Origin of the sequence: Streptomyces sp. NPDC017202 (assembly GCF_044331705.1) — a bacterium.
GTDB lineage: Bacteria > Actinomycetota > Actinomycetes > Streptomycetales > Streptomycetaceae > Streptomyces.
In genome coordinates, this window is record NZ_JBIRNP010000024.1 from 62,778 (window position 1) to 89,329 (window position 26,552).

At 72.6% G+C, this 26,552-nt stretch carries 23 protein-coding genes; 18 read left to right on the forward strand and 5 right to left on the reverse strand.

Features of this window, described 5'->3' with window-relative positions; translation table 11 throughout:
* Positions 1 to 37: 37 nt before the first annotated feature.
* From ACH4N1_RS30750 to ACH4N1_RS30815, 14 genes are all read left to right on the forward strand, one after another.
* A complete protein-coding gene (locus tag ACH4N1_RS30750) occupies positions 38 to 2,059 on the forward strand; it encodes a beta-galactosidase (protein WP_398102607.1) in 2,022 nt (673 codons plus the stop codon).
* A gap of 103 nt (positions 2,060 to 2,162) precedes the next feature.
* Positions 2,163 to 3,722, forward strand: coding sequence for an arabinogalactan endo-beta-1,4-galactanase (locus tag ACH4N1_RS30755; RefSeq protein ID WP_398102610.1), 1,560 nt, complete (start codon positions 2,163 to 2,165; stop codon positions 3,720 to 3,722).
* 358 nt (positions 3,723 to 4,080) lie between these two features.
* Positions 4,081 to 4,536 (forward strand): fluoride efflux transporter FluC, encoded by a 456-nt coding sequence (locus ACH4N1_RS30760; protein ID WP_398102613.1) that lies wholly within the window; start codon positions 4,081 to 4,083, stop codon positions 4,534 to 4,536.
* Complete coding sequence (locus ACH4N1_RS30765; RefSeq protein WP_398102616.1) at positions 4,533 to 4,913, forward strand: DUF190 domain-containing protein; 381 nt, start codon at positions 4,533 to 4,535, stop codon at positions 4,911 to 4,913. Before ACH4N1_RS30760 ends, ACH4N1_RS30765 begins: the two co-directional genes overlap by 4 nt.
* Positions 4,910 to 5,284, forward strand: coding sequence for a fluoride efflux transporter CrcB (gene crcB, locus ACH4N1_RS30770; RefSeq protein WP_398102619.1), 375 nt, complete (start codon positions 4,910 to 4,912; stop codon positions 5,282 to 5,284). The genes ACH4N1_RS30765 and crcB overlap by 4 nt, the downstream gene beginning before the upstream one ends.
* A gap of 69 nt (positions 5,285 to 5,353) precedes the next feature.
* Positions 5,354 to 6,190: an undecaprenyl-diphosphate phosphatase gene (locus ACH4N1_RS30775; protein ID WP_398102622.1), complete on the forward strand. Its 837-nt coding sequence runs from the start codon at positions 5,354 to 5,356 to the stop codon at positions 6,188 to 6,190.
* Positions 6,191 to 6,497: 307 nt separating this feature from the next.
* On the forward strand, positions 6,498 to 7,175 hold the full coding sequence (locus tag ACH4N1_RS30780) for a FadR/GntR family transcriptional regulator (protein WP_398102624.1): 678 nt from the start codon (positions 6,498 to 6,500) through the stop codon (positions 7,173 to 7,175).
* Entirely contained in the window at positions 7,172 to 8,611 is a 1,440-nt protein-coding gene (locus ACH4N1_RS30785) for an amino acid permease (RefSeq protein WP_398102627.1), read from the forward strand. Before ACH4N1_RS30780 ends, ACH4N1_RS30785 begins: the two co-directional genes overlap by 4 nt.
* A gap of 43 nt (positions 8,612 to 8,654) precedes the next feature.
* Positions 8,655 to 9,671: an asparaginase gene (locus ACH4N1_RS30790; RefSeq protein ID WP_398102630.1), complete on the forward strand. Its 1,017-nt coding sequence runs from the start codon at positions 8,655 to 8,657 to the stop codon at positions 9,669 to 9,671.
* A gap of 227 nt (positions 9,672 to 9,898) precedes the next feature.
* Entirely contained in the window at positions 9,899 to 11,314 is a 1,416-nt protein-coding gene (aspA, locus tag ACH4N1_RS30795; RefSeq protein ID WP_398102633.1) for an aspartate ammonia-lyase, read from the forward strand.
* A 325-nt stretch (positions 11,315 to 11,639) separates the two neighbouring features.
* Positions 11,640 to 12,668 carry a UDP-glucuronic acid decarboxylase family protein gene (locus ACH4N1_RS30800; RefSeq protein WP_398102636.1) on the forward strand — a complete coding sequence of 343 codons (1,029 nt, stop codon included), beginning with the start codon at positions 11,640 to 11,642 and terminating at the stop codon, positions 12,666 to 12,668.
* Entirely contained in the window at positions 12,665 to 14,566 is a 1,902-nt protein-coding gene (locus tag ACH4N1_RS30805) for a glycosyltransferase (protein ID WP_398102639.1), read from the forward strand. The genes ACH4N1_RS30800 and ACH4N1_RS30805 overlap by 4 nt, the downstream gene beginning before the upstream one ends.
* A 45-nt stretch (positions 14,567 to 14,611) precedes the next feature.
* Positions 14,612 to 15,634 carry a UDP-glucose 4-epimerase GalE gene (gene galE, locus ACH4N1_RS30810; RefSeq protein ID WP_398102642.1) on the forward strand — a complete coding sequence of 341 codons (1,023 nt, stop codon included), beginning with the start codon at positions 14,612 to 14,614 and terminating at the stop codon, positions 15,632 to 15,634.
* Between the two features lie 38 nt (positions 15,635 to 15,672).
* Complete coding sequence (locus ACH4N1_RS30815; protein WP_398102645.1) at positions 15,673 to 17,100, forward strand: UDP-glucose dehydrogenase family protein; 1,428 nt, start codon at positions 15,673 to 15,675, stop codon at positions 17,098 to 17,100.
* Here ACH4N1_RS30815 and ACH4N1_RS30820 read toward each other — a convergent pair.
* Entirely contained in the window at positions 17,034 to 18,680 is a 1,647-nt protein-coding gene (locus tag ACH4N1_RS30820) for a right-handed parallel beta-helix repeat-containing protein (protein ID WP_398102648.1), read from the reverse strand. The genes ACH4N1_RS30815 and ACH4N1_RS30820 overlap by 67 nt on opposite strands.
* A 294-nt stretch (positions 18,681 to 18,974) precedes the next feature.
* Between ACH4N1_RS30820 and ACH4N1_RS30825 the strand changes: the two genes are divergently transcribed.
* Positions 18,975 to 19,904 carry a glutaminase gene (locus ACH4N1_RS30825; protein WP_398102651.1) on the forward strand — a complete coding sequence of 310 codons (930 nt, stop codon included), beginning with the start codon at positions 18,975 to 18,977 and terminating at the stop codon, positions 19,902 to 19,904.
* A 10-nt stretch (positions 19,905 to 19,914) separates the two neighbouring features.
* On the opposite strand, the gene ACH4N1_RS30830 is transcribed toward ACH4N1_RS30825, so the two are convergent.
* Together ACH4N1_RS30830 and rho are read right to left on the reverse strand one after the other, a co-directional pair.
* Complete coding sequence (locus ACH4N1_RS30830) at positions 19,915 to 21,144, reverse strand: D-alanyl-D-alanine carboxypeptidase family protein (protein ID WP_398102654.1); 1,230 nt, start codon at positions 21,142 to 21,144, stop codon at positions 19,915 to 19,917.
* 213 nt (positions 21,145 to 21,357) lie between these two features.
* A complete protein-coding gene (gene rho, locus ACH4N1_RS30835) occupies positions 21,358 to 22,500 on the reverse strand; it encodes a transcription termination factor Rho (RefSeq protein WP_398102657.1) in 1,143 nt (380 codons plus the stop codon).
* Between the two features lie 452 nt (positions 22,501 to 22,952).
* Here rho and ACH4N1_RS30840 point away from each other — a divergent pair, with 452 nt between their 5' ends.
* The gene (locus ACH4N1_RS30840; protein WP_398102660.1) at positions 22,953 to 23,861 is read left to right on the forward strand and encodes a hypothetical protein; all 909 of its coding nucleotides are present in this window, start codon (positions 22,953 to 22,955) and stop codon (positions 23,859 to 23,861) included.
* 61 nt (positions 23,862 to 23,922) lie between these two features.
* Here ACH4N1_RS30840 and ACH4N1_RS30845 read toward each other — a convergent pair whose 3' ends face one another.
* Entirely contained in the window at positions 23,923 to 24,321 is a 399-nt protein-coding gene (locus ACH4N1_RS30845; RefSeq protein WP_398102663.1) for a nuclear transport factor 2 family protein, read from the reverse strand.
* Positions 24,322 to 24,391: 70 nt separating this feature from the next.
* Between ACH4N1_RS30845 and ACH4N1_RS30850 the strand changes: the two genes are divergently transcribed.
* Together ACH4N1_RS30850 and ACH4N1_RS30855 are read left to right on the forward strand one after the other, a co-directional pair.
* Positions 24,392 to 24,961 carry a PadR family transcriptional regulator gene (locus ACH4N1_RS30850; protein WP_398102666.1) on the forward strand — a complete coding sequence of 190 codons (570 nt, stop codon included), beginning with the start codon at positions 24,392 to 24,394 and terminating at the stop codon, positions 24,959 to 24,961.
* A gap of 5 nt (positions 24,962 to 24,966) precedes the next feature.
* Positions 24,967 to 25,692 carry a class I SAM-dependent methyltransferase gene (locus ACH4N1_RS30855; protein ID WP_398102670.1) on the forward strand — a complete coding sequence of 242 codons (726 nt, stop codon included), beginning with the start codon at positions 24,967 to 24,969 and terminating at the stop codon, positions 25,690 to 25,692.
* Between the two features lie 35 nt (positions 25,693 to 25,727).
* Here ACH4N1_RS30855 and ACH4N1_RS30860 read toward each other — a convergent pair whose 3' ends face one another.
* Positions 25,728 to 26,477 (reverse strand): GntR family transcriptional regulator, encoded by a 750-nt coding sequence (locus ACH4N1_RS30860; RefSeq protein ID WP_398102673.1) that lies wholly within the window; start codon positions 26,475 to 26,477, stop codon positions 25,728 to 25,730.
* Positions 26,478 to 26,552 lie beyond the last annotated feature (75 nt).

Genomic DNA, 26,552 nt, shown 5'->3' on the forward strand with positions numbered 1-26,552 from the left:
GCACGTTCCCAAATGATCGATCAATCGGGAGAAATCCATGCCGGAGACCACCCCCAAGGGCCTCGCCGGGCTCGCCTTCGGTGGGGACTACAACCCCGAGCAGTGGCCGGAAAGCGTCTGGCAGGAGGACGTCCGGCTCATGCGCGAGGCCGGCGTCACCATGGTGAGCGTCGGGATCTTCTCCTGGGCACTCCTGGAACCCGCGCCAGGGGAGTACGACTTCGGCTGGCTCGACCGGATCATCGGCCTGCTGCACGAGAACGGCATCCGCGTCGACCTGGGCACCCCCACCGTGGCCCCGCCCGTCTGGTTCTACCGCGCGCACCCCGAGGCCCTGCCCGTCACCGCCGACGGCGTCCGTTACGAGTTCGGCTCGCGCGGGGCGATCTGCCACAGCAACGCCGACTACCGCGCGGCCGCGGCGAACATCGCCACCCGGCTCGCCGAGCGCTACGGCGACCACCCGGCGCTCGCGATGTGGCACGTCCACAACGAGTACGGCGTCCCCGTCTCGGCCTGCTACTGCGAGTCCTGCGCCGCCCACTTCCGCCGCTGGCTGGAGACGACGTACGGCACCGTCGACGCGGTCAACGAGGCCTGGGGCACCGCCTTCTGGGGCCAGCGCTATGCGGCCTTCGGCGACATCAACCCGCCGCGCACCACCCCGACCGTCGGCAACCCCGGCCAGGCGCTCGACTACCGGCGCTTCGCCGACGCCACCCTGCGCGAGAACTTCCGTATGGAGCGCGACATCCTGCACCGCCTCGCGCCCGGCGTCCCCGTCACGACCAACTTCATGACCGCGCTCAGCCAGTGCGACTCGATCGACTACTGGGCCTGGGGCCGTGAGGTCGACATCGTCACCAACGACCACTACCTGATCACCGACGGCCGCCGCACCCACGTCAACCTGGCGATGGCCGCCGACCTCACCCGCTCCGTCGCCGGCGGCGCCCCCTGGATCCTCCTGGAGCACTCCACCTCGGGCGTCAACTGGCAGCCCCGCAACCCGGCCAAGGCCCCCGGCCAGATGGCCCGCAACTCCCTCGGCCACGTGGCCCGCGGCTCCGAGGGCGCCATGTTCTTCCAGTGGCGGCAGTCCCGGCGCGGCGCCGAGAAGTTCCACTCCTCGATGGTCCCGCACGGCGGCACCGACACCCGCGTGTGGCGCGAGGTCGTCGAACTCGGCGCCGCTCTCGACTCCCTGAACCCGGTCCGGGGCACCCGCACCGAGGCCGACGTCGCCGTCCTGTGGGACTGGCACTCCTGGTGGGCGCAGAACCTCGACTGGCGTCCCAGCGAGGACCACGACGCGCGCGAGCGCGCCGACGCCTTCTACGAAGCCCTCTACGACCGCCACCTCACCGTCGACTTCGCCCACCCCGAGGCCGACCTCTCGCGATACCCGCTGGTCGTGGTGCCCGCCCTGTACCTGATGACGGAAGCGGCCGGGAACAACCTCCGGGAGTACGTCGAAGGCGGCGGCACGCTCGTCGTGTCGTACTTCTCCGGCATCGTCGACCAGCACGACGCCGTGCACGAGGGCCCCTACCCGGGCGCGCTGCGCGACGTCCTCGGCCTCACCGTCGAGGAGTTCTCCCCCCTGCTCCAGGGCGAGCGCGTCCGGATCACCGGTCCGGACGGGGCGGAGCTGAGCGCCGACGTGTGGACCGAGTTCGTCGAACCGCGCGGCGCCGAGACCGTCTGGACCTACGCCGACGGCCTCACCGCCGGCCGCCCGGCCGTCACCCGGCACCGCCTCGGCGAGGGCACCGCCTGGTACGTCTCCACCCGGCTCGGCGCCGAGGGCCTGGACGCCCTGCTGGGCCGGGCCGCCGAGGACGCCCGCGTCGCCCCGCGCACCGGCCTGCCCCGTGACGTCGAGGTCGTGCGCCGCTCCGGCGAGAGGGGCAGCTACCTCTTCGCGATCAACCACACCGCCACCGACGCCAAGGTGCCGCTGGAGGCGTCCGGCACCGAGCTGCTCACGGGCGAACGCGCCGCCGGCCGCCTCGCGGTACCGGCGGGAGCCGTACGGGTCGTACGACTCGACGGCTGAGCCGACTCCCCCTCCGCCCGTGGAGCCGCGAGCCGCGGGCGGAGGGGGTCCCTCATCCCGAGGGAGACCCATCCCCATCACGTCGAAGGGACGACGGACGAAGATGTTCCATCCCAGACGCACGCTCAGAGCCCTGCTGCTCCCGCTCACCGCGGGGCTCGCCCTCACCGCCCTGCCGGCGCAGACCGCGCAGGCGGCCGCCACCCTCACCAACGCCGGCTTCGAGGCCGACGGCGCCGGGGCGGCCGTCCCCGGCGGCTGGTCCGAGTACGGCGACACCGGCGCCTCGTTCACCGAGTCCGGCGGGCACGGCGGCGGTTACCGCCTCAGTCACTGGGCTTCCACCGCCTACAAGGTGGAGACGTACCAGTACCTGTCGGGGCTGACCAACGGCGCCTACAAGCTCACCGCCTGGGTGCGCTCCGGCGGCGGCCAGAAGTCGGCCTACATAGCCCTGAAGAACTGCGGCGGCGCCGAGCAGCGCACCGACCTGCCGGTCTCGGCGAGCGGGTGGATCCATATCGTCGTCCCGGTCAAGGTGACGAACAACCAGTGCACGATCAGCGTCAACAGTGACGCGAACGCCGGCAACTGGATCAATGTCGACGACCTGGCCCTCACGTCCGGCACCACCGGACTGGCGATCAAGGGGGCCGACATATCGTCCCTCGCCAAGAGCGAGGCCAAGGGCGGTGTGTACAGGACCGCTTCGGGCACGACCGCCGACCCGGTCGCCGTCCTGAAGAACGCCGGCATGAACTACGCGCGCCTGAAGGTGTGGGTGAACCCCGCCGACGGCTACAACGACAAGGCGCGCGTGCTCGCCACGGCCAAGCGGGTCAAGGCGGCCGGCCAGAAGCTCCTGGTCGACTTCCACTACTCCGACATATGGGCCGACCCGGGAGCCCAGACCAAGCCCGGTGCCTGGGCGGGGCATTCGTACAGCCGGCTCAGGACGGACGTGTACCAGCACACGTACGACGTGCTCAACGCGCTCAAGGCCCAGGGCACCACCGCCGACATGGTCCAGGTGGGCAACGAGATCAACGGCGGCATGCTGTGGAGCGAGGGCTCCACCGACAACTGGGGCCAGCTCGCCGGACTGCTCAACTCGGGCTACGACGCCGTCAAGGCGGTCAACTCGTCCACCCCGGTCGCCCTGCACCTCGCCAAGGGCGGCGATCTGGCCGGCACCCGCTGGTGGTTCGACAGCGCGGTCTCCCACGGCGTGAAGTTCGACGCCATCGGCCTGTCCTACTACGGCTACTGGCACGGCACCCTGGCCGACTTCCAGACCACGCTGGACGACGCGGCCGCCCGCTACGGCAAGCCGGTCTTCGTCGCCGAGACGGCCTACCCGTTCCGCCTCGACAGCGACGACGCGCACGAGAACATCATCGACCTGCCGGGCGAACTGGTCTCCGGCTACCCGGCGACCGCGGCCGGACAGCTGGCCTGGATGAACTCCGTGGCCGACATCGTGGAGGCCGTCCCGAACGGCCGCGGGCTCGGCGTCTTCTACTGGGAGGCGACCTGGACCGCCGTCGACGGCAACGGCTGGGACCCGGCCGACGCCGCTTCCGGCAACGGCTGGGAGAACCAGGCCCTGTTCGGCTACGACGACCGGGCGCTGTCCTCGATGGCGTGGTTCGGCCACCGCTGACCCGCGATCACCCGACCTCGTGACGGCGGGGCCCGGCCGCGACCCCGCGGCCGGGCCCCGCGCGTTCCCGCCCCTCGCCCGGCTCCCCCGCCCGGCCGGGATGTTCCGTCCCGGCCCGCGGCCACGAGCGCGAGCCACGGCGCCCCCGGCGCCGCACCTGCCACCGGCGCGACGAGACGCGCATCGCCGAGGTCGCCCGCATGTTCGACAAGTTCGACAAGGGTGGGTGGCCCGCGGAGGCCCCCTCGGACGCCGGCCGGAGGCCGCCGGCGCCGAACGATTCGGCGTTACCCTGTTGACCAGCCGTGATCACCCCGCGCGCCGGGGCGACCGGGGATCGAGGCAGGAGACGTACGACATGACGGCCCCGGAGACCGAGAGCCTGCGCGGCAGCGCCCCGCGCCGGTCCGCCGCGGCGGGGCGGCTGCCGGCGGTCGCCGTGGTCGCGGCCGGCGGCGGGCTGGGCGCCACCGCCCGCTACGCGGCCTCGCTGTGGTGGCCCTCGGCGCCCGGCGGGTTCCCCTGGACGACCTTCTGGGTCAATGCCGTCGGCTGCGCCGTGATCGGCGTGTTCCTGGTGCTGATCACCGAGGCGCTGACCGTGCACCGGCTCGTGCGCCCCTTCTTCGGCACCGGCGTGCTCGGCGGTTTCACCACCTTCTCCACCTACGCCGTCGACCTCCAGCGCCTGTTCGACACGGGGCACCCCCGTACGGCGCTGGCCTACCTGGCGGCGACCCCCCTCGCGGCGCTCACGGCGGTGTGGCTCGCGGCCACCGCGACGCGCCGCGTCCTGATCCGGAGGCAGCGATGACGAGGCTCACCGGCAGTGCCCTGCGCGTGACCGTCTTCGTCGGCGAGAACGACACCTGGCACCACAAGCCCCTCTACACCGAGATCGTGCACCGGGCCCATGCGGCGGGCCTGGCGGGTGCCAGCGTCTTCCGCGGCATCGAGGGCTTCGGCGCCTCCTCGCTGATCCACACCTCGCGCCTGCTCTCCCTCAGCGAGGACCTCCCGGTCGCCGTCGTCGTCGTCGACACGGAGGAACGCGTGCGGGCCTTCCTGCCGCAGCTCGACGAACTGGTCACCGAGGGGCTCGTCATCCTCGACCCGTGCGAGGTCATCAGGTACGTCGGCCGCGGCCCGAACCGGGGCGAACCGGACGGCGAAGGTAAGAGGTCGTCGTGAACTGGTTGCTGGTCGTCGCCGGAGGCATGGCCGGCGCGTCCCTGCGGTACCTGACCGACCGCGCGGTGCAGGCCCGGCACGACTCGGTGTTCCCCTGGGGCACCTTCGTCGTCAACGTCGTCGGCTGCGCCGTCCTCGGCCTGGTGACCGGTGCCGGCGTCGCCGGGGTGGCCGACCCCCACCTGCGGCTTCTCCTGGGCACCGGCTTCTGCGGGGCCCTGACCACCTACTCCACCTTCTCCTACGAGACGCTGCGGCTGACCGAGACCGGCGCCGCACTGCACGCCGCCGCGAACGTCGTCGCCAGTGTGGCGGCGGGCGTCGGGGCCGCCTTCGCGGGGGTGTGGATCGCACAGACGGTGTGGTCATGACCGGGAAACACACCCACGGCTGGTAGGACTGTGCACCGCACCGTCGACCCACCCGCAGAACTGGATCCCATGAGCGCCATCTCCGTCGGTCAGGCCGTCGTCCTCGGAGCCGTCGAGGGAGTGACCGAGTTCCTCCCCGTCTCCTCCACCGGACATCTGAAGATCACCGAGGGCCTGATGGGCATCCCGGTCGACGACGACGCGGTCGTCGGGTTCTCCGCCGTCATCCAGGTCGGCGCGATCGCCGCGGTCCTGGTGTACTTCCGCAAGGACATCGCGCGGATCGTCTCCGCCTGGTTCCGCGGTCTCGCCGACAAGGGCGAACGGCACCACCACGACTACAAGTTCGCCTGGTGGGTGATCTGGGCGACGATCCCGATCGTCGTCGTCGGCCTGGCCGCGAAACCGCTCATCGAGGGACCTCTGGCCTCGCTCTGGGTGGTCGCGGGTTCGCTCGTCGCCGGCAGCGGCGTGATGTGGGTGGCCGACCGGACGGGCCGGCACAAGCGGGGCGAGGACGACATCTCGTTCAAGGACGCCCTGCTGGTCGGCAGCTCCCAGATCCTGGCACTGCTCTTCCCCGGCTTCTCCCGTTCCGGCGCCACCATGTCGACCGCGCTGATGCTCGACCTGGACCGGGTCGCCGCCACCCGGCTGTCGTTCTTCCTCGGCATCCCGGCCCTCACCGGCGCCGGCCTGTACGAGCTGAAGGACGCCCTGGGTACCGGGGCGGGGGCGGCGCCGCTGGCCGTCGGCACGGCCGTGTCCTTCGTGGTCGCCTACGCCTCCATCGCCTGGCTGCTGAGGTTCGTCGCCAAGCACTCCTTCAACGCGTTCGTGATCTACCGGATCGTCGTGGGCGTGCTGCTGTTCGCCCTGCTGGCCACGGGAGTCCTCGACAGCTGACCCGCGGCCGGGGCGGCCGGCGCGGGCCCGGGATGCCCGGCCACGGGCCCGGGCCGGCCGCCGGGCCCGAGGTGCCGGTCCCGACCCCGGCCCCGGTCCCGACCCCGACCCCGGCCCCGGCCCCGGCCCCGGCCCCGACCCCGGCCCCGGCCCCGAGCGGAGGCGGGAAACCCGCTTTCACGTCGACCGCCCACTGAATTCTTCCTTTCACCGGCCTTGACAGCGGCCTCCGGCCACGCGGAGTATCACTCCCGTGAACCTGTCAGACAGCCAGACAGGTGGTCCGGCACCCCGTCGCGTCAGTGCGATGGAAGCGGTGCTCGCCCACCTCCGCGGCGCCATCGAGCACGGCCACTACGCCATCGGGGACAAGCTCCCCTCCGAGGCGGAACTGTGCCGCACCCTCGAGGTCTCCCGGCCCGTCCTGCGGGAGGCCCTGCGCGCCCTGCAGACCATGGGCCTGACGGTCTCCCGGACCGGCAAGGGCACCTTCGTCGTCGCCAACACCGTCGAGGACCCCACCTTCGGCGACTACGCGGCCAGCGACCTGCTCGAGGTGCGCCGCCACATCGAGATCCCGGTCGCCGGGTACGCGGCCGTCCGCCGCACCCCGGAGAACCTGGACCACCTGGCCCACCTCCTGGACCGGATGGAACGGGAGACCGACACCACCGCCTGGGTCGCGATGGACACCCTCTTCCACCTTGCCGTCGCCGAGGCCGCCCAGAACCCGGTCTTCCGCCGGGTCATCGAGGAGATCCGCGACGCGCTGGCGCGCCAGTCGGCCTTCCTCAACGAGCTGGGCGGGCGCCGCGAGCAGTCCAACCGCGAACACCGGGCCATCGTCGAGGCGCTGATCGACGGTTCCGAGTCCGACGCGCTCGAGGCCATGAGCCACCACCTCGACCGCGTCGAGACGACCCTCACCGACATCGTGCGCCCCCCGCGCACCGACTCCCCCCTGGAAGGCGGACCCGAGCGTTGAGCGAACAGCACCTCGAGGACGCGACACGCCCCGCACCCCGTCACGTCGACGCCGGAGACGCGGGCTACAGCAAGTCCCTCAAACACCGGCACGTCAACATGATCGCCATCGGCGGCGCCATCGGCACCGGCCTCTTCCTCGGCGCCGGCGGCCGCCTCGCCGACGCCGGCCCCTCCCTCTTCATCGCCTACGCGGTCTGCGGCGTCTTCGCCTTCCTCGTGGTGCGCGCCCTCGGCGAACTCGTCCTGTACCGCCCCTCCTCCGGCGCCTTCGTGTCGTACGCCCGCGAGTTCATGGGGGAGAAGGGCGCCTACACCGCGGGCTGGATGTACTTCCTGAACTGGGCCACCACCGGCATCGCCGACATCACCGCGGTGGCCACCTACACCCACTACTGGGGCATGTTCTCCGACATACCCCAGTGGGTGATCGCGCTGGTCGCCCTGGCCGTGGTCCTCACGGTGAACCTGATCTCGGTGAAGATCTTCGGCGAACTGGAGTTCTGGTTCGCGATCGTCAAGGTCGGCGCGCTCGTGGTCTTCATGTGCATCGGCATCTTCCTGCTGGTCACCCGGCACCAGGTCGACGGCACCACCCCCGGCCCGTCCCTGATCACCGACAACGGCGGCGTCTTCCCCAACGGCCTGCTGCCCATGCTGCTGATCGTCCAGGGCGTCGTCTTCGCCTACGCCTCCGTCGAACTGGTCGGCGTCGCCGCCGGCGAGACCGAGAACCCCGAGCAGATCATGCCGAAGGCGATCAACTCGATCATGTGGCGCGTGGGCCTGTTCTACGTCGGCTCGGTCCTCCTGCTGTCGATGCTGCTGCCCTGGAACAAGTACACCTCCGGCGAGAGCCCCTTCGTCACGGTGCTGTCCAACATCGGCGTCCCGGCCGCGGGCGGCGTGATGAACCTCGTCGTGCTCACGGCGGCGATGTCCTCCCTCAACTCGGGCCTGTACTCCACCGGCCGCATCCTGCGCTCCATGGCCGTGAGCGGCTCCGCACCGCGCTTCACCGGGAAGATGAGCCGCACCCAGGTCCCCTACGGCGGCATCCTGCTCACCAGCGGCGTCTGCGTCCTCGGCGTCGGCCTCAACTTCGTGGTCCCCGCCGACGCGTTCGAGATCGTCCTGAACTTCGCGGCGCTCGGCATCCTCGCCACCTGGGGCATGATCATGATCTGCCACCTGCTGTTCTGGCAGAGGACCCAGAACGGCCACCTGACCCGCCCCGGCTACCGGCTGCCGGGCTCCCCCTGGACCGAACTCGTGACGCTGGCCTTCCTCGCCTCCGTCCTGGTCCTCATGTACGCCGACGGCGGCGCCGGACGCACCACCGTGCTGTGCCTGCCGCTGATCGCCGCCGCGCTCGTCGCCGGCTGGTACGCCACCCGCGTCCGCCGCGCGCGCACCTCCTCCGGGGCCGACGCGTGAACCCGCCGTCGGCCCCCGACCACCCACCAGTGACCAGGCAGTGATGTACACCAGCCCTCTCGCCGACGCGCCCGTCATCCGCGAACCCCTCCACGCCCCCGTCGCCCACCTCGTCCGCGGCGAGGTGACCGAGGGCGTCCACTACGGCTCCGTCGTCGTCCTCGGCACGGACGGCGAGGTCGCCTTCCAGCTCGGCGACGTCGAGGTCGCCTTCTACCCGCGCTCCGCGCTCAAGCCCGTCCAGGCCGTCGCCATGGTGCGCGCCGGGCTCCCGCTCGACGGCGAACTGCTCTCGCTCGCCGCCGCCAGCCACTCCGGCGAGGAACGTCACCTCGCCGGCACCCGGCGCATCCTCGAACTGGCCGGCGTCACCGAGGACGACCTGCGCAACGTCACGGACCTGCCGTACGACCCGGCCGTCCGCGACACCTGGACACGGCAGGGCCGCCCGCCCTCGCGCCTCGCCCAGAACTGCTCCGGCAAGCACGCGGCCATGCTGTACACCTGCAAGCTCAACGGCTGGTCCCTCGACGGCTACCTCGACCCCGGGCACCCGCTCCAGCAGGCGATCGCCGAGATCGTCGAGGACCTCACCGGTCAGCGGATCGCCCGGGTGACCGTCGACGGCTGCGGCGCGCCGCTCTTCTCCGTCTCCCTGAGCGGTCTGGCGCGTGCCCTCGCCCGCGTCGCCACCGCCGTGCCCGGCACGCCCGAGGCGCGGGTGGCGGACGCGATGCGCGCGCACCCCGAGATGGCTTCCGGTTCCGGCCGGGACGTCGCCGCCCTGATGCGGGCCGTTCCCGGTCTGCTCGCCAAGGACGGCTTCGAGGGCGTCGAGGTCGCCGCGCTCCCCGACGGCCGGGCCGTCGCCGTGAAGATCTCCGACGGCGCGAACCGGGCCCGCGTCCCGGTCACCGCGGCCGCCCTCGCGCGGGCGGGCGTCGACCCCGTGCTGCTCACGCCCTTCGCCGGCGAGCCGCTCCTCGGCGGCGGCCGGCCCGTCGGCGGCGTCCGCACGGTTCGCGCCTTCGACCCGGTCACTCCGCCGGTCCGCGCGTGACCCCCGGCGGTGCGTGAACCGCCGGCCCGGCCGGGGGAGGGGCCGGCGGCGGCCCGGCCGGGAAAGTCCGCGCCGACGGCCGCCCCTCGTCCCGTCCCCGGCGGCCCCGCACCGTCGTGCCCTCCCGAAGACCGCCGCCTCCGGGGCCCGAGGTCACGGTCCCCGGTCACCCCCTCCCCCCTCCCCCTCCCTCCCTCCCTCCCGCTCCAGAAAGAGGCCGCACCCGCATGACCGTCGTCGTCAGCCGCCGCGAACACGATCTGCTCGGAGACCGGGACGTCCCCGCCGACGCGTACTGGGGCATCCACACCCTGCGCGCCACCGAGAACTTCCCGATCACCGGCACCACGATCTCCGCCTACCCGCACCTGATCGACGCCCTCGCCGCCGTCAAGGAGGCCGCCGCCCTCGCCAACGAGGAACTGGGGCTGCTGGCCCCAAAGAAGGCCGCCGCGATCGTCGCCGCCTGCCGCGAGATCCGCGCCGGGAAGCTGCACGACCAGTTCGTGGTGGACGTCGTCCAGGGCGGCGCGGGCACCTCGACCAACATGAACGCCAACGAGGTCGTCGCCAACCGGGCCCTGGAACTGCTGGGCCACGCGAAGGGCGAGTACCGGCACCTGCACCCCAACGAGGACGTCAACCTCGGGCAGTCGACCAACGACGTCTACCCGACCGCCGTCAAGGTCGCGACCGTCTTCGCGGTGCGCGGGCTGCTCAAGGCCATGGCCGTCCTCCAGGACGCCTTCGCCCGCAAGGCCGTCGAGTTCCGCGACGTCCTGAAGATGGGCCGCACCCAGCTCCAGGACGCCGTCCCGATGACCCTCGGACAGGAGTTCTCCACCTTCGCCGTCATGCTCGACGAGGACCGCAGCCGCCTCGCCGAGGCCGTCGAGCTGATCCACGAGATCAACCTCGGCGCCACCGCCATCGGCACCGGGCTCAACGCGCCGGCCGGCTACGCCGAGTCGGCCCGCCGCCACCTCGCCCGGATCACCGGCCTGCCGCTCGTCACCGCCGCCAACCTCGTCGAGGCGACCCAGGACTGCGGCGCGTTCGTCCAGATGTCCGGCGTGCTCAAGCGGATCGCGGTCAAGCTCTCCAAGAGCTGCAACGACCTGCGCCTGCTGTCCTCCGGGCCGCGCGCCGGGCTCGGCGAGATCAACCTGCCGCCCGTGCAGGCCGGTTCGTCCATCATGCCCGGCAAGGTCAACCCGGTGATCCCCGAGGTCGTCAACCAGGTCGCCTTCGAGGTGATCGGCAACGACGTCACGATCACCATGGCCGCCGAGGCCGGACAGCTCCAGCTCAACGCCTTCGAGCCGATCATCCTGCACTCCCTGTCCGAGTCGATCACCCACCTGCGCGCGGCCTGCCTGACCCTGGCCGAGCGCTGCGTGTCCGGCATCACCGCCAACACCGAGGTGCTGCGCGCGAGCGTCGAGAACTCCATCGGCCTGGTCACCGCCCTCAACCCGCACATCGGGTACACGGCGGCCACGGACATCGCCAAGGAGGCCCTCGCCACCGGCCGCGGCGTCGCCGAACTCGTCCTGGAAAAGGGCCTGCTCCCCGCCGAGCGGCTCGCCGCCCTGCTGCGCCCGGAGATACTCGCCGGCAGCGGCACCACGCAGGCGCTCTGAGGAACGACAGCCCGCGCGCGCCCGGGGCCGGGCGCTCCGCACCCGGCCGACACGCGGGCTGTCGTCACACCCACGGATGAAGCCCGTCCGGCGCGGCGCGGCCCCCTCGGCGCCGCGCCCCGGCGTGCACGCCCGGCGTGGCGTCCCGGACGCTACCGGCCGATCGGCTCAGCCCCTCTCGCCGCTCTCCGATCAGTGCTAATAACGCTCATATGCTGAATTCGCGGTCTTTCAAAAAAGCCCGCCTCCTGCCCTGCTGAACGTCTGTCACCCCACCACGCGCCGGGCGGAGCGATGGAATCCCTCGGTGAATCCAGGAGAACGCATGCGTGTGGCCGTGACAGGTGGCGGCGGTTTTCTCGGGTCGCATCTGTGCGAAGCGCTTCTGCGGCGCGGCGACGAGGTCGTCTGCCTCGACGACTTCTCGACCGGTGATCCCGCCAACATCTCCTCCTTCCTCGCAGACCCCGCCTTCGAACTCGTCCGCGGCGACGTCAGCCGGTCCGTCGACGTACCGGGCGCGGTCGACGCGGTGGCCCATCTGGCCAGCCCCGCCTCGCCCCCCGACTACCTCGCCCGTCCGCTGGAGACGCTCGCCGTGGGCAGCCGCGGAACGGAGAACGCCCTGCGCCTGGCCGCGCGCCACGACGCCCGCTTCGTCCTCGCCTCCACGAGCGAGGTGTACGGCGACCCCGAGGTGCACCCCCAGGACGAGACGTACTGGGGCCATGTGAACCCCGTCGGGCCCCGCAGCGTCTACGACGAGGCGAAGAGGTTCTCGGAGGCGCTGACCCAGGCCTACCGGACGAACCGCGGAACCGACACGGGAATCATGCGGATCTTCAACACGTACGGCCCGCGCATGCGTCCGCACGACGGACGGGTCGTCTCCAGTTTCGTCGTCCAGGCACTCGCCGGAGAACCGCTGACCGTCTACGGAGACGGAAAGCAGACCCGGAGTTTCTGCTACGTCGACGATCTGGTGCGCGGAATCACCGCCATGCTCGACCGCGACGAACCCGGTCCGGTGAATCTGGGGAATCCCGTCGAACTGACGGTTCTGCAACTCGCGGAACTCGTACTCGACCTGACGGGGTCGCAGGCCGACGTCCAGTTCCATCCGCTGCCCGTCGACGACCCCTCCCGCCGCCGGCCGGTCATCGTCCGGGCGTCGGAACGTCTGGGCTGGAGCCCCGAGATCGGCATCGAGGACGGTCTGCGCCGGACGGTGGAGTGGTTCGCCTCCAGACCCGACGACGTCGCCGCCGCGCTCTCGGCGATCCGCGGCGGGCAGCAGGACGGCGTCGTCCCCGAGCGGTCGCGCCCGGCCGGCGCGGCCGGCGCGGCGTCGTGACCCAGACCGATCACGGCCGACCGGCCGGCACCGCCCCGGCCGGCACCGCCCCGGTCGGCACCGCCCCGGCCGGTGCCCGGCGGCCGCCGGGCACCGACGAAGGGGACCTGAGGGCCCACCTGTACGCCCTCTCGGCCGGAAACGTCGTCGACATGCCGGCCGACGGGCCCGTCTTCGGCAAACCGGCCCGACCGCTCGAACCGGCGCCCGGAACCTGGAAGCCCCGGCTGGGGCGCCTCGACCGGACGAAGGTGTCCCTGCTCGCGGTGTGCTGGTGGACGGCCCTGGTCTGCTTCTGGGAGTGGTGGCTGCGTCCGGAGCACCGGCTCGGCTGGGCGGGATTCGCGGTGAACAGCGCGCTCCTGCTGTACCTGTCCGTCCTGCCGCTGTACTTCGTCGTCGTCATGGTGCGGATGCGCACCTTCGACCCCGCCGTCGAGGTGCCCGGCCTGCGCACCGCCTTCGTGGTCACCAGGGCACCGTCGGAGCCGTGGGCGGTCGCCCGCACCACCCTGGACGCGATGCTGCGCCAGGACTTCCCGCACCCCTACGACGTGTGGCTGTGCGACGAGGACCCGACCCGGGAGATCCTGGCCTGGTGCGCGGCGCACGGCGTGCGCGTGTCCTGCCGGCGCGGTGTCCGGTCGTACCACCGGGACGTCTGGCCGCGTCGCACCCGGTGCAAGGAGGGCAACCTCGCGCACTTCTACGACCACTGGGGCTACGCCGACTACGACGTGGTCGCCCAGCTCGACGTCGACCACGTGCCCCACCCCCGCTATCTGACGGAGATGGTCCGGCCCTTCGCCGATCCCGCCGTCGGCTACGTGGCCGCTCCCAGCGTCTGCGACGCCAACGCCCCCGCCTCGTGGTCGGCCCGCGGGCGGCTGCACCGCGAGGCCACGTTCCACGGACCGATGCAACTGGGCCACTCCGACGGCCTGGCACCGCTGTGCATCGGCTCCCACTACGCCGTACGGACCCGCGCCCTGCGCGACATCGGCGGGATCGGGCCCGAACTGGCCGAGGACTTCTCGACGACGTTCCTGCTGAACTCGGCCGGCTGGCACGGGGCCTTCGCCATCGACGCGGAGGCGCACGGCGACGGGCCGATCACCTTCGCCGCCATGGTGACCCAGGAGTTCCAGTGGTCGCGGAGCCTGGTGGTGATGCTCCTCGGCATGCTCCCCGAGCACCTGCGGCGCATGCCCGGCCGGCTCAGGATCCGGTTCGCCTTCGCCCTCTCGTACTACCCGCTGCTCGCCCTGACCACCACGGCCGGCCTGCTGCTGCCCCCGGTCGCCGCCGTGACGGGCCACCCGTGGATCAACGTCCACTACGGCGCCTTCCTGCTGCACTTCTGGGCCATGTCGTTCTTCCTGCTCCTGCTCACCCGGCTGCTGCGGCGGCGCGGCCTGCTGCGGCCCGTCGACGCGCCGCTGCTGAGCTGGGAGGGCTGGCTGTTCGGGCTGACCCGCTGGCCGTACGTGGCCTGGGGAGTCGCCGCCGCCCTGGTGCAACGCCTGCGGCCCAGGAAGGTCGTCTTCAAGGTCACGCCCAAGGTCCGCGACGGCATGGAGCCGCTGCCCCTGCGACTGATGCTGCCCTACCTCCTGATCACCGTCGTCCTGTCCGGGGCGGCCGTGGTCGGGGAGCTCACCGGCCCCGCGGTCGGCTACGTGTTCCTGTGCCTCCTCGGCTCCGTCTCCTACGGGGTGGTGACCCTCGCCGTCGGCGTGCTGCACATCCGGGAGACCGCGAGGTCGGCCGGCGTCGGTGTGCACCGGGCGCTGCGGACCGCGGCCCTGCCGCTGACCGCGGGCCTCGTCGCCCTGGTGCCGCCGGCCTGGGCGCTGCTGCTGTTCCCCGTCTACCTGCGCGGCTTCCTCACGGACTGACACCGCCACCCGCCGTCCCCCGGGACGAGAAAGGACGAGGTACCGATGCCCGCAACGATCCTGGTGACCGGCGGCGCCGGCTTCATCGGCAGCCACACCTGCGTCGAACTGCTCGCCCACGGCCACGACGTCGTCGTCGTGGACAACCACGTCAACAGCTCCCCGCACGCCCTGGACCGCATCGTCAAGACGGCGGGACGCCCGCTCGCCGGCGCCCACCGGGTCGACGTGCGCGACCGGCAGGCCCTCGACCGGGTGTTCGCCTCCCACCAGGTGGACGCGGTCATCCACTTCGCCGCCCACAAGGCCGTGGGGGAGTCGGTGGCCCGGTCGGTCGAGTACTACGACACCAACGTGGGCGGCACCTGCGCCCTGCTGTCCGTCATGCGGGAGCACGGCGTCCACCGGCTGGTCTTCTCGTCGTCCTGCTCCGTCTACGGCGACGCGCGGACCGTGCCCCTCACCGAGCTGAGCCCGGTGGCGCCCACCAACCCCTACGCGCGCACCAAGCTGATGTGCGAGCGGATCCTCGAGGACGTCTGCGCCCACCAGGCGGAGATGAAGGTGCTGGCCCTGCGCTACTTCAACCCGGTCGGGGCCCACCCCGGCGGCCTGCTCGGCGAGGACCCGCAGGGCGTCCCCAACAACGTCATGCCGTACGTCGCGCAGGTCGCCGTGGGCCGACGGGAGCGGCTGGACGTCTTCGGGGACGACTACCCCACGCCCGACGGCACCGGAGTCCGCGACTACATCCACGTCATGGACGTCGCGGAGGGACACCGGATCGCCGTCGAGCGCCTCGACGACCGCACCGGCATGCGGGTGTTCAACCTCGGCACCGGCACCGGCACCTCCGTGCTCCAGCTGGTCGCCGCCTTCCGCGAGGCGAGCGGCCGTCCCGTCCCCTGCCGGATCGTCGACCGCAGACCGGGCGACGTCGCCGAACTCGTCGCCGACGCCGGCGCGGTGGCCGCGGCCTGGGGCTGGACCACCACCCGTGACCTCGCCGCCATGTGCCGGGACGCCTGGCGGTTCCAGGAACTCAACCCCCACGGCTACGCCCGCTGAAACCGCCGCGCCGGCGGTCCCACGACAGGAGAACCTCCATGCGGTTGACCGTCATCGGCACGGGATACCTCGGCGCCGTGCACGCCGCGTGCATGGCGGACGTCGGACACGACGTCCTCGGTGTCGACACCGACACCAGGAAGATCGAGGCGCTCGCGGCGGGCCGGGCACCCTTCTTCGAGCCCGGCCTGCCCGAGGTCCTCACCCGGAACACCCGGGCCGGGCGCCTGCGCTTCACCACCTCCCTCCAGGAGGCGGCCGACTTCGCCGACCTGCACTTCGTCTGTGTCGGCACCCCGCAGCGCCCCGACTCCCTCGCCGCCGACCTGCGCCACGTCGAGGCGGTCGTCGACGGTCTGGCGCCGCTGCTCACGCGGGACAGCCTCGTCGTCGGCAAGTCGACCGTGCCGGTGGGCACCACCCGGGCGCTGAGCCGCAGGGTGGCGGCACGGCTGCGTCCCGGTGTCGACGCCGAGGTCGCCTGGAACCCGGAGTTCCTGCGCGAGGGATTCGCCGTCCAGGACACGCTGCGCCCGGACCGGCTGGTCGTCGGCGTCACCTCGCCCCGCGCCGACCGGCTGCTGCGCGACGTCTACGCGTCGATGCTGAGCGCCGGCGTCGCCTACGTCAGCACCGACCCCGCCACGGCGGAGCTGGTGAAGGTCGCCGCCAACTCCTTCCTGGCGACGAAGATCTCGTTCATCAACGCCATGGCGGAGGTCTGCGACGCCGCCGGCGCCGACGTGGTCACCCTGGCCGACGCCCTCGGCCACGACGCGCGCATCGGCCGCCGGTTCCTGTCCGCCGGCCTCGGGTTCGGCGGTGGCTGCCTGCCCAAGGACATCCGCGCCTTCCTCGCCCGCGCCGAGGAACTGGAGGTGGGGGAGGCGGTGTCCTTCCTCCGCCAGATCGACCGGATCAACCACCGGCAGCGCCGGCGGACCGTCGCTCTCGCCCGCCAGCTCCTGGGCGGCGGATTCGCCGGGCGCCGCGTCGCGGTGCTCGGCGCCACCTTCAAGCCCGACAGCGACGACGTGCGCGACTCGCCGGCGCTGGCCGTCACCGCGGAACTCCTCGCCGAGGGCGCCGACGTCTTCGTCCACGACCCGCAGGGACTCGACAACGCGCGGGCCGCGCTGCCCGGACCGGCCTACCGCACGGACGTCATGGAAGTGTGCCGGGACGCCGACGTGGTGCTGCACCTGACCGAATGGCGCCAGTACCGCGCCCTCGACCCGGTGCGGCTGTCACAGGTGGTGCGGTCGCCGCGCCTGCTCGACGCCCGCAACACCCTGGACCCGGCGACCTGGCGGGCGGCCGGCTGGCATCTCCGTGCCCTGGGGCGTCCCGCCCCCGTACCGCCGCCCGGACCGGGCGACGGTCTGCGGGTGACGATCCCTCAGGCCGTCGGGCCGAACTGCACGGCCCCCACGCCGGGCGACCCGCTCAGCGGCGTCCCGAAGTAGTCCTCCGCACCCCGGTCGACGCCCAGGGACCTCAGGTCCACGGCGGCACCGGTCAGCGTGGCGGCGCACCGGGCGGTCAGTGCGCCGCGCGCCGGACCGGTGCCGTCCAGGCCCGGGCCGGCCGTGGCCGGCGGCACCGGGGCGAGGCAGGGGTCGCGGTCGGTGCCGGTGGACCGCGGGCCCAGCGTCTCCTGTCCCGTCTCCTGGCGCCAGACCTCCAGGTTCGTGTAGACGCGGGCGCCCCACTGCAGGTTCCACCTCGTGGAGCTGTAGTAGTCGTTGCCCTGGAGCAGCACGTACGACGAGGCGAAGGAACCTTGGGAGGCCACCACGGGAGAGCCGTCCGTCACGAACACGTTGTTGCGCACGGTGACGGAGCGGAGACTGGGCTGGACCCGCAGCGCGGGCGCGCGGACCGCGCCGTTGGCGGTGATCAGCACCGTGTTCTGGTAGATCGCGAGGCCGGTGACGTGTGCGCCGAACGCGACGATGCCGCCGTAGTCCTGGAGTTTGCGGCTGTCGTTGTGGCTGATGTTGTAACGGAGCGTGTTGCTTGTGTGTGCCGCGTTCGGGACGGCCGAGTACACGAGGAAGCCCGCGCCGTCGTTTCCGTAGGCCAGGTTGTACTGCACCAGCGAGTGGGAGACGTTGTTGTCCAGGCCGAACCCGCCGCCGTCCACCTGCGAACCCGTGTGGTTGCCGTAGGAGACGTTCCTCTGGAGCGTCATGTGCGTCGAGTCGTACGTCCAGATGCCCTCGGGGCCCTCGGGCGCGTTCGGCGCGGACAGCCCGCCGTTGTCGTGGGAGACGGAGCGTTCCACCAGACCGCGCCGGACACTGCCCAGGATGATGCCGCTGCCGGTGTTGCGGCCCGACGCCCGCGGGTCCCCGACGTTGTCGTACGCCCGCACCTTCCGCACGGTCAGGTCCTCGTGCGCGTAGGCGGGCGCTCCGGTGACGAAGGCGGGGCCGTCCGCGACCAGGCCCGCGTCCTGGTTGGTGTGCAGCGCGCAGTCGCTGATCACCACGTCCCGGAAACCGGATGCCTCGGGACCGCCGTGCAGCCGGACGCCGTTGCGGAAGCCCCTCGCCTCGACACCGGACACCCGCAGGTACGGCAGCTTCCGGTCACCGGGCAGGTCGTTGACGAAGGCGATGCCGTCCTGCGACCGGTAGGCCGCAGCGTCGCCGACGACCGTCAGGTCGCGGATGACGATCCCGCTCGTGTTGTGCACCTCGATGGCGCGCGTGCCGCTCGCCAGGATCATCGCGCGGCCCGTCCCGTAGGACTCGACCACGACGGGTCTACGGGGGTCGCCGGCGTCCCCCTGCCCGATGCTCAGCGTGCCCGGGAACCGGGCGCCCGCCTTCAGCCGCAGCCGGTCGCCCGGCTTGAACCGCTGGGTGTCGGCATGCCGAAGGGTGCGCCAGGCGGTCCGCGGGGTCCGGCCGTCGTCGCCGTCGTCGCCCCGGGGACTGAGGTAGAAGGTCCGGCCGCCCTGCGGATTCTCCCGGACGGGGACGTGCGGGGTGGGCAGACTGCACCCGGCCAGCAGCACCGCCGCGGCGCACACGCCCACCGCGGCGCTCCTCCGCGGCGGACCGGCCACCGCCCGGGCTCTGACCCTGTCGTCCCGGTCGTCTCGTCGCACCGGCTCGGTGGCCGCGGCGCGTTCGTTCCGCTGACGCAACGTCGCTCCTGTCTGCTCGATGGCCGATCGGTCCCCGACACACGAGGACCGTGGGCCTTCACCCTGGCGTGCGGGCCCGCGACGGCCCGGCCAGCACGCGGAGTCCGGGGCAAGACATGCCTGATTGGACGGCACGTCGAGGGCGGCCCGGCGCCCCGGGAGCCCCGGGGACCGGCGTGCGGCATGATGACGATCATGTGCTCGCAGTTCCAGCCGGTCCTCGACCGCATCGCCGAGGAGATGGCCCGCACGCCCGGCCGCGGGCGGCCCGCCGACTACATCCCGGCGCTCGCCGCCCGCGACGCCCGCAGCTTCGGGATGGCCGTGGCGGAGCTGGACGGCACGGTGTACGGGGTGGGGGAGTGGCGCGAGCCGTTCTCGACGCAGTCGATCACCAAGGTCTTCACCCTCGCCCTCGACCTGGCCCGCGAGGGGGACGAACTCTGGGAGCACGTCGGCCGCGAACCCTCCGGCAACCCCTTCAACTCGCTGGTCCAGCTGGAGTACGAGAACGGCATCCCCCGCAACCCGTTCATCAACGCGGGCGCGCTCGTCGTCACCGACCGCCTCCAGACCCGTACCGGGGACGCGGCGGGCGAACTGCGGGACTTCCTGCGGGCCGAGAGCGGCAGCGAGGTGCTCGACTTCGACCTGGAGGTGGCCGCCTCCGAGTCCGCGCACGGCGACCGCAACGCCGCCCTCGCCCATTTCATGGCGTCCTACGGCAACATCGACAACCCGGTGCCGGTCCTCCTCGACCAGTACTTCCGGCAGTGTTCCCTCACCGCCTCCTGCGCCGACCTCGCGCTGGCCACCGGCTTCCTCGCCCGGCACGGCGTTTGCGCCGACGGCAGCCGCCTGCTCAGCCGCAGCCAGGCCAAGCAGGTCAACGCCGTCATGCTGACCTGCGGCACCTACGACGCGGCCGGCGACTTCGCCTACCGCGTGGGTCTGCCCGGCAAGAGCGGGGTCGGCGGCGGCATCATCGCGGTCGTGCCCGGCCGCTGCACGCTGTGCGTGTGGAGTCCGGGCCTGGACGAACGCGGGAACTCGGTGGCGGGCGTGGCCGCCCTGGACCGTTTCACGACGCTGACGGGCCTGTCGGTGTTCTGAGCGGCAGCGCTCACCGGCCCGGGCCGTCCCCGCCGGCCGGTCGACGCCCCGCGCGGCGGCGGACCTCCCACCGCAGTACCAGGGCGACGGCGGCACCGCCCAGCGCGGCGGCACCCGCGATGGCCGCCGCCTTCGACCAGCCGGACCCCTCGTCGGCCGCGGCGACCGCGGGGGCCGTGGGAGCCGTTGTGGCCGCAGGTGCCGCCTGCGGTCCCGGTCCCGGCCTCGGCCGCGCCCGCAGGGCGTCCAGCGAGCCCACGGGATCGACCCGCCCGGCGGCCCCGAACCCCCAGTCGAGCAGTTCGCGCGCCTCCTCGTAGACGGCGAGGCCATCGCCGGACCGGGGGTTGAGCACGGTCACGACGAGGGTCCGGTCGCCCCGCCGGGCCGCGGCCACGAGGGTGTTGCCCGCGTTGCTGGTGTAGCCGTTCTTGATGCCGATCAGCCCGGGGTACGGCTCGACCCCGTCCGCTCCGCTGAGCAGACGGTTGGTGTTGACGATGCCGTACGTCCCTCCGTCGCGCGCCGGGAACCGGGCCTCGACGGTGGCGCAGTACCGGGCGAAGTCCGGGTTGCGCAGACCCGCCCGTCCGAACACCGCGAGGTCGTACGCGGAGGACACCTGGCCGGGGGCGTCGTACCCGTCCGGGGACAGCACGCGCGTGTCCAGGGCGCCCAGCGAGCGGGCCTTGTCCTGCATCCGGGCGGCCGTGGTGCGCCAGCCGCCGTTGAGCGCGGCCAGGACGTGCACGGCGTCGTTGCCGGAGTTGAGGAACACTCCCCGCCACAGGTCGGAGACCTGGTACGACTGCCCTTCGGCGACTCCCACCAGGCTGCTGCCGGCCCCGATCCCGGCCAGCTCGGTCTCGGTGACCCGGTGCCGGACGCCGCCGGGCAGGACCGGCAGCACCGTGAGGGCGAACAGGGTCTTCAGGGTGCTCGCGGGAGGCAGCCTGCGGTGCGCGTCCGACGCGGCGAGCACGTCGCCGGTGTCGGCGTCGGCCACCAGCCACGACAGTGCGGAGACGTCCGGGACGCCGGGTGCTCCCGGGCGTGGCCGGACCTGCGTGCCGGAGCGGTACAGCAGGGCGGGCCGCGGTGGCGTCACGCGTGCTCCGCCCGCCGGGCCGGGGTCCGCGCCGACGGGAGCGGCGGACGCCGCGGGCCCGAGGACCAGGACACCCGTCACGCAGAGTGCGCGGGCCGAGGCAGCAGCCCGAGAGGAGAATCCGATTGTCATACGAGCAACGTAAGAATGAAGTGGGGTTTCCCCGCGCTGCCCGTGCCGCACATCGCGGCGCGTGCACCCGGATGCCGCATGCGACGGCGCCCCGGTCCCACCGAGCGGCTCGCGCCGCGCGCCGCACCGCGTCCTCGCGGCCGGTGTCGTCGGTCGTCGTACCGGCCCCCTCCGCCGCGGCACATGCCGCCGGGACCCCGCGGAGCGAGGCGATCAGGCGGCCGGGAGGGTCGGCTGGACGCGGCGGACGAACGCCGCGTTGTCCGGGGTGGCGCGCATCCGCTCCAGGAGGGTGTCCAGGTTCGCCTGGCCGTCCCGGGTCCGCAGGGCGCGGCGCAGACCGTGGGAGGCGGCCAACTCGGCCGGGGAGAGCAGGAGTTCCTCGTGGCGGGTACCGGAGGCGGTGATGTCGACGGCCGGGAAGACGCGGCGCGAGGCCGGTTCGCGGTCGAGGCGCAGCTCCATGTTGCCGGTGCTCTTGAGCTCCTCGAAGAAGAAGTCGTCGGCGCGGGAGCCGGTTTCCACCAGCGCGCTGGCGACGATGGTGAGCGAGCCGCCCTCCTCGGCGGTCCGTGCGGCCCCGAAGAACCGCTTGGGGCCGATGAGCGCGGTGGCGTCGACACCGCCGCTGAGGGTGCGGCCACCGGGGGCGGCCGCGTTGTTGTGGGCCCGGCACAGCCGGGTCAGGGAGTCCAGCAGGATCACGACGTCCTCGCCCGCCTCGACGAGCCTCTTGGCCCGTTCGACGACCAGGTCGGCCAGGGCGATGTGCTGCCCGGGCGTCCGGTCGAACGTGGAGGCGTAGACCTCGCCGCTCACCGAGCGCCGCATGTCGGTGACCTCCTCCGGGCGTTCGTCGAGCAGCAGCACCATCAGCCGGGCCTCCGGGTGGTTCCCGGCGACGGCGGCGGCGAGCTGCTTGATCAGGACGGTCTTGCCGGTCTTGGGCGGTGCCACGATCAGCCCGCGCTGGCCCTTGCCGACGGGCGCGAGCAGGTCGACGACCCGTCCGGCGAGCCCGGCCGCCGGGTGTTCGAGGCGGAGCCGCTCGTGCGGGTACAGGGGCGTCAGGTCACGGAAGTGACGGCGGCCGCGCAGGGCGTCGGGCGTGCGTCCGCCGACGCGCGCCACCTCGGTCAGCGTGTGCCGGCCGTCGCGCGTCCCTTCGACGAAGTCGCCCTTGCGCAGGCCGAGTCGGCGGATCAGCGCGGCCGGGACCTGGACGTCGCCGGGGGCGGGCAGGCAGGTCCGGGCGCGCAGCTGCCCCTTCCCGCTGCCGTCGACGTCGAGGACGCCGCTGACGAGCTGGGCGGGGGGCTGCTGCCGGACAGGGGGGTGCTCGAGTGTGGTGGTCATGGTGGTCTGTCCTTTCGGGGACGGAAGGCACGGGGCATGCGAGGGAAGGGGGTGGATCCGCGAGGGGAGGGCGGTGTACGCGCGCCTTCGGCGGTGGGAAGCAGGACCTCGGACGCGGCCGAACCGCCGTTCACGAGGTTTCCGCGGAAGAGCCGGCGCACCGGCCGGGACCGGCGGGCGCAACAGCGATCTGGGAGAGGAACCGCACCGGCGCCCCGAAAAGGAGGGGGCGTACACAGGTGCTGTGGGGGAGCGTAGCACTCGCCTGCCGTCGTGGCGAGGAGAACCGTGTCTCCACCCGCCTCAACACGGGGTCGGCCCCCGTTGTTCCCGGGGCGTTCCCCCCTCTTGGTCCGGACCGTGATGTCATCGATCGGTACCAGATGTCCCCAGACCATAACGATCCTGGACGACAAGGGACTTGGCCTCCGGCACTGCACTATCTTCACGTCATGTCCACGCCGCCCACGCCTCCGCAGGAACCCGAGCAGCCGTCCGGGGCGCCGGCTCCTCCGAGCGCGTACCCGTATCCGAATCCGCAGTCGCCGGGCCCGGGAGCGGCGGGGAGTTTCCCGCCGCCGGCCGCGCCCGTGCCGGGCCAGCAGAACTTCTACGCCACTCCGACCCTGGTCGGTCAGCCGGGCCCGCCCGGGGGACCGGGGCAGCCGGCGGCCGGTTATCCGTACGGTCAGCAGGGTCCGTATCCGACCGTTCCGCCACCGCCGTCCGGTGGCGGCGGGGCGGGGCGGGCGGTGCTGTGGGTGGCCGTGGGCGCGGTCGTCGCCTCGGCGGCCTGGGCGGCGGGTGTCTTCCTGACCGGCGGGAAGGGCGCCGACGCGGACCTGCGCGGCTACACGGCGCCGGCGAACCTCTGCTCCAGCACCGACTACTCCTCCTTCGAGACTGAGTACCCGGACAACGACGGCACACCGACGCACAACTCCCTCAAGGACACCGCCCTCGAAGAGAGCTACTGCAGCATCAACCTGAAGAAGACCGGGTCGAGCTACGCCGACGCCTACCTCTCCACCCAGGTGGACCTGCACAAGGAGACCGATCCGGGGCCGGAGTTCACGGCCATGTGGAAGAACTACCAGGAGAGGTACCCCGGTTACGACGTGGAGACCGTCGAGAACATCGGGGAGGAGGCCTACCTGGTCAGCGAGGACACCACCAGCGGCACCACCAGCGGCTCGCTCTACGCCACGCTCGCCGTCCGGGACGGCTGGACGACGTACACGATGAGCTACAGCACCTACCTCTCCTCCTACGACGAGGACAAGGACCCGCCGTCGCTCGAGCAGGTGACCGACTGGCTGAAGGCGGACTCGAAGACCACGCTGGACCAGATCAAGGACTGACGCGCGGGACGCGCGGTGGCCGGCGCACGGGGTTCGCCCCGCGTGCCGGCCACCGGTGCGTTCAGCGGGTGCGCGCCTCGGCCTCCTTGGCGATCTGTTCGAACCGCGCCCCCATCGCCTCGGCCAGCGCCCGGGCGCCCGACAGGGGCCGCACCATCACCGTCAGCCGGTCGATGAGCCCGTCCTCGTCCACGTGGATGAAGTCGCAGCCGCTCAGCTCCCGCCCGCCGACGCGCGCGGTGAAGACCAGCGCGTGGTCGCGGCCGTCCGCCCCGGCGAGTTCCCCCTCGTACCGGAAGTCCTCGAAGACCTGCGCCACCGCGCGCAGGATCGCCGCGGTGATCGCCTTGCCGGGGTAGGGCTTGAACACGACCGGGCTGGTGAACACGACGTCCTCGGCGAGCAGGGCCTCCACCGCGTCGAGGTCGCCGGCCTCGACCGCCTCTCGGAACGCGCGCATCCGATCACCTCATAGTCAAATAGTTGTCTAGGTGCGGATGAGAATAATCACCTGCTGTTACCGTGTCCACATGTCGCTCAAGTACGCCGTCCTGGCGGCCCTCCTGGAGGGCGAGGCCTCGGGCTACGAACTGTCCAAGGTCTTCGACGTCTCCCTCGCGAACTTCTGGCCCGCGACCCCGCAGCAGCTCTACCGCGAGCTGGAGCGCCTCGCGCAGGACGGCCTGGTCACGGCACGCCTCGTGCGGCAGGAACGCCGGCCCGACAAGCGGATGTTCACCCTCACCGAGGCCGGCCGTGAGGACCTGCGCGCCTTCGCCGCCGCACCGCCGCGCCGGCCCGCCGCCGTCCGGGACGAACTCCTCATCAAGGTCCAGGCGATGGACGGCGTCGGCGTCGACCCCGGAACGACCCGCGCGCAGATCGAGGAACGGACGGTCTGGGCGCGCGCCAAGCTCGACCGCTACCTGCGGGTGCGCGAACGGCTCCTCGCCGGGCGCACCGAGGAGGAGTTCCTGCGCGAGGCCGACCGGATCGGCCCCTACCTGACGCTGATGGCCGGCATCGCCTTCGAGGAGGAGAACCTGCGCTGGTGCGAGCGGGTCCTGGTGCACCTCCGGCGCCGTACCGCCGTAGGCTGACGCCGATGTTCAGCCCCGAAGGCCCCACGCTGCGCGAACTCGCCGTCCAGGCGCTGTCGTCCGTCGAGCACGGCTACGACCTCCTCGCGCCGAAGTTCGACCACACGCCGTTCCGCACCCCCGCCCCCGTCCTCGACGCGGTCACGTCGGCCCTGCGCCGCACCGGTCCCTACGGCGACGGCCTCGACCTGTGCTGCGGCACCGGCGCCGGCGTCGACGCGCTGGCCACGCTCTGCCACGACAGCGTCACCGGGGTCGACTTCAGCGCCGGCATGCTCGACGTCGCCCGCGGGCGGGCCCGGCCGCCGCGGCCGCGGGTGTCCTGGGTGCGGGCGGACGCGCGCGCCCTGCCGTTCACGGACGCCTTCGACCTCGTCGTCAGCTTCGGTGCGTTCGGGCACTTCCTGCCCGGGGAACTGCCCGGCCTGTTCGCCCAGGTGCACGGTGCGCTGCGGCCGGGCGGCCGGTTCGCGTTCCCGGTGCTCGCGCCGCCCCGGCCGTCCTCCCCCGCGTTCTGGACGCTGCTCGGCTTCGACGCGGTGATGCGGGTCCGCAACGCCGTGTGGCGCCCCCCGTTCGTGATGTACTACCGGGCCTTCCGGCTGGGCGAGGTCCGCCGGGAGCTGGAGCGCGCCGGGTTCCGGGTGGACCTGCGCGCCCTGCCCGAGTTCGGGACGCGGGACGACGGCAGTCCACGGGCCCGGCTGGTCGAGGCGCGCCGGCCGCGTTGAGGCGGATGCGTCGAGGCGGGCGGACGCGGTCCGGGTCAGCGGGCCGCCGGCAGGGTGAACGTGTACACCAGTGCCTCCTGGCGCGTCCTCACCACCAGGTCGGTGATCTCCAGCGGCCGGGCGTACTGGTCGTGCACGTACCGGGTCACCCGCATCGACGCGGCGTCGTCCGGACGGGTGATGGCGTCCCGGTGGTGCAGGGTCAGCCCGGCGCGCCGCATCCAGTCGTAGACGCGCCGGAGCTGTGGGGAGGCGGTGGTGCCGGTACCGGTGCCGGTGGTGTCGGTGCGGTCGCGGTAGCGGGCGAGTTCCTCGACCTCCGCGAGGGCCACCGTCGAGAAGGAGGTCACGGCCGTGCGCAGGGCGCGTCCGTCGGCGTCCGTCGACTCGTAGCGGTGGACCAGCGTCGGCCGGTGCGGGGCGAGGTCCAGCGCGGTGGCGTGCCCGGGCGGGGGCGGCTCCCAGCTCAGCGCCGTGCGGTCCGCCGCGCAGGAGTCGTCCGCGGCCCGGGAACCGACGGGGAAGGCGAGCCAGGCCGGGTCGGCGACCGGCGCTCCCGGCAGGACGGCGTGGCTGCCGCGCCGGTCGGTGGCGACCTGTCCGTCGCGGCGCAGCACCTCCAGAGCCTGCCGGACGGTCACCCGGCTGACCCCGAAGTGCTCCGCCAACCGCCGTTCGGCGGGCAGGCGTTCACCGGGCGGGATGGTGCCGTCGCGCAGCTCGCCGAGCAACTCCTTCGCTATCCGCCGGTAGAGGGGCTGATCGTGGGGGATGGTGCGGGCCATGCCGCGCGCCTCCTGTGGTGACGTGCCGTGCGGGCTTGTGCGCCACCAGATCTAGCATTGGTCTAAACCACCAGG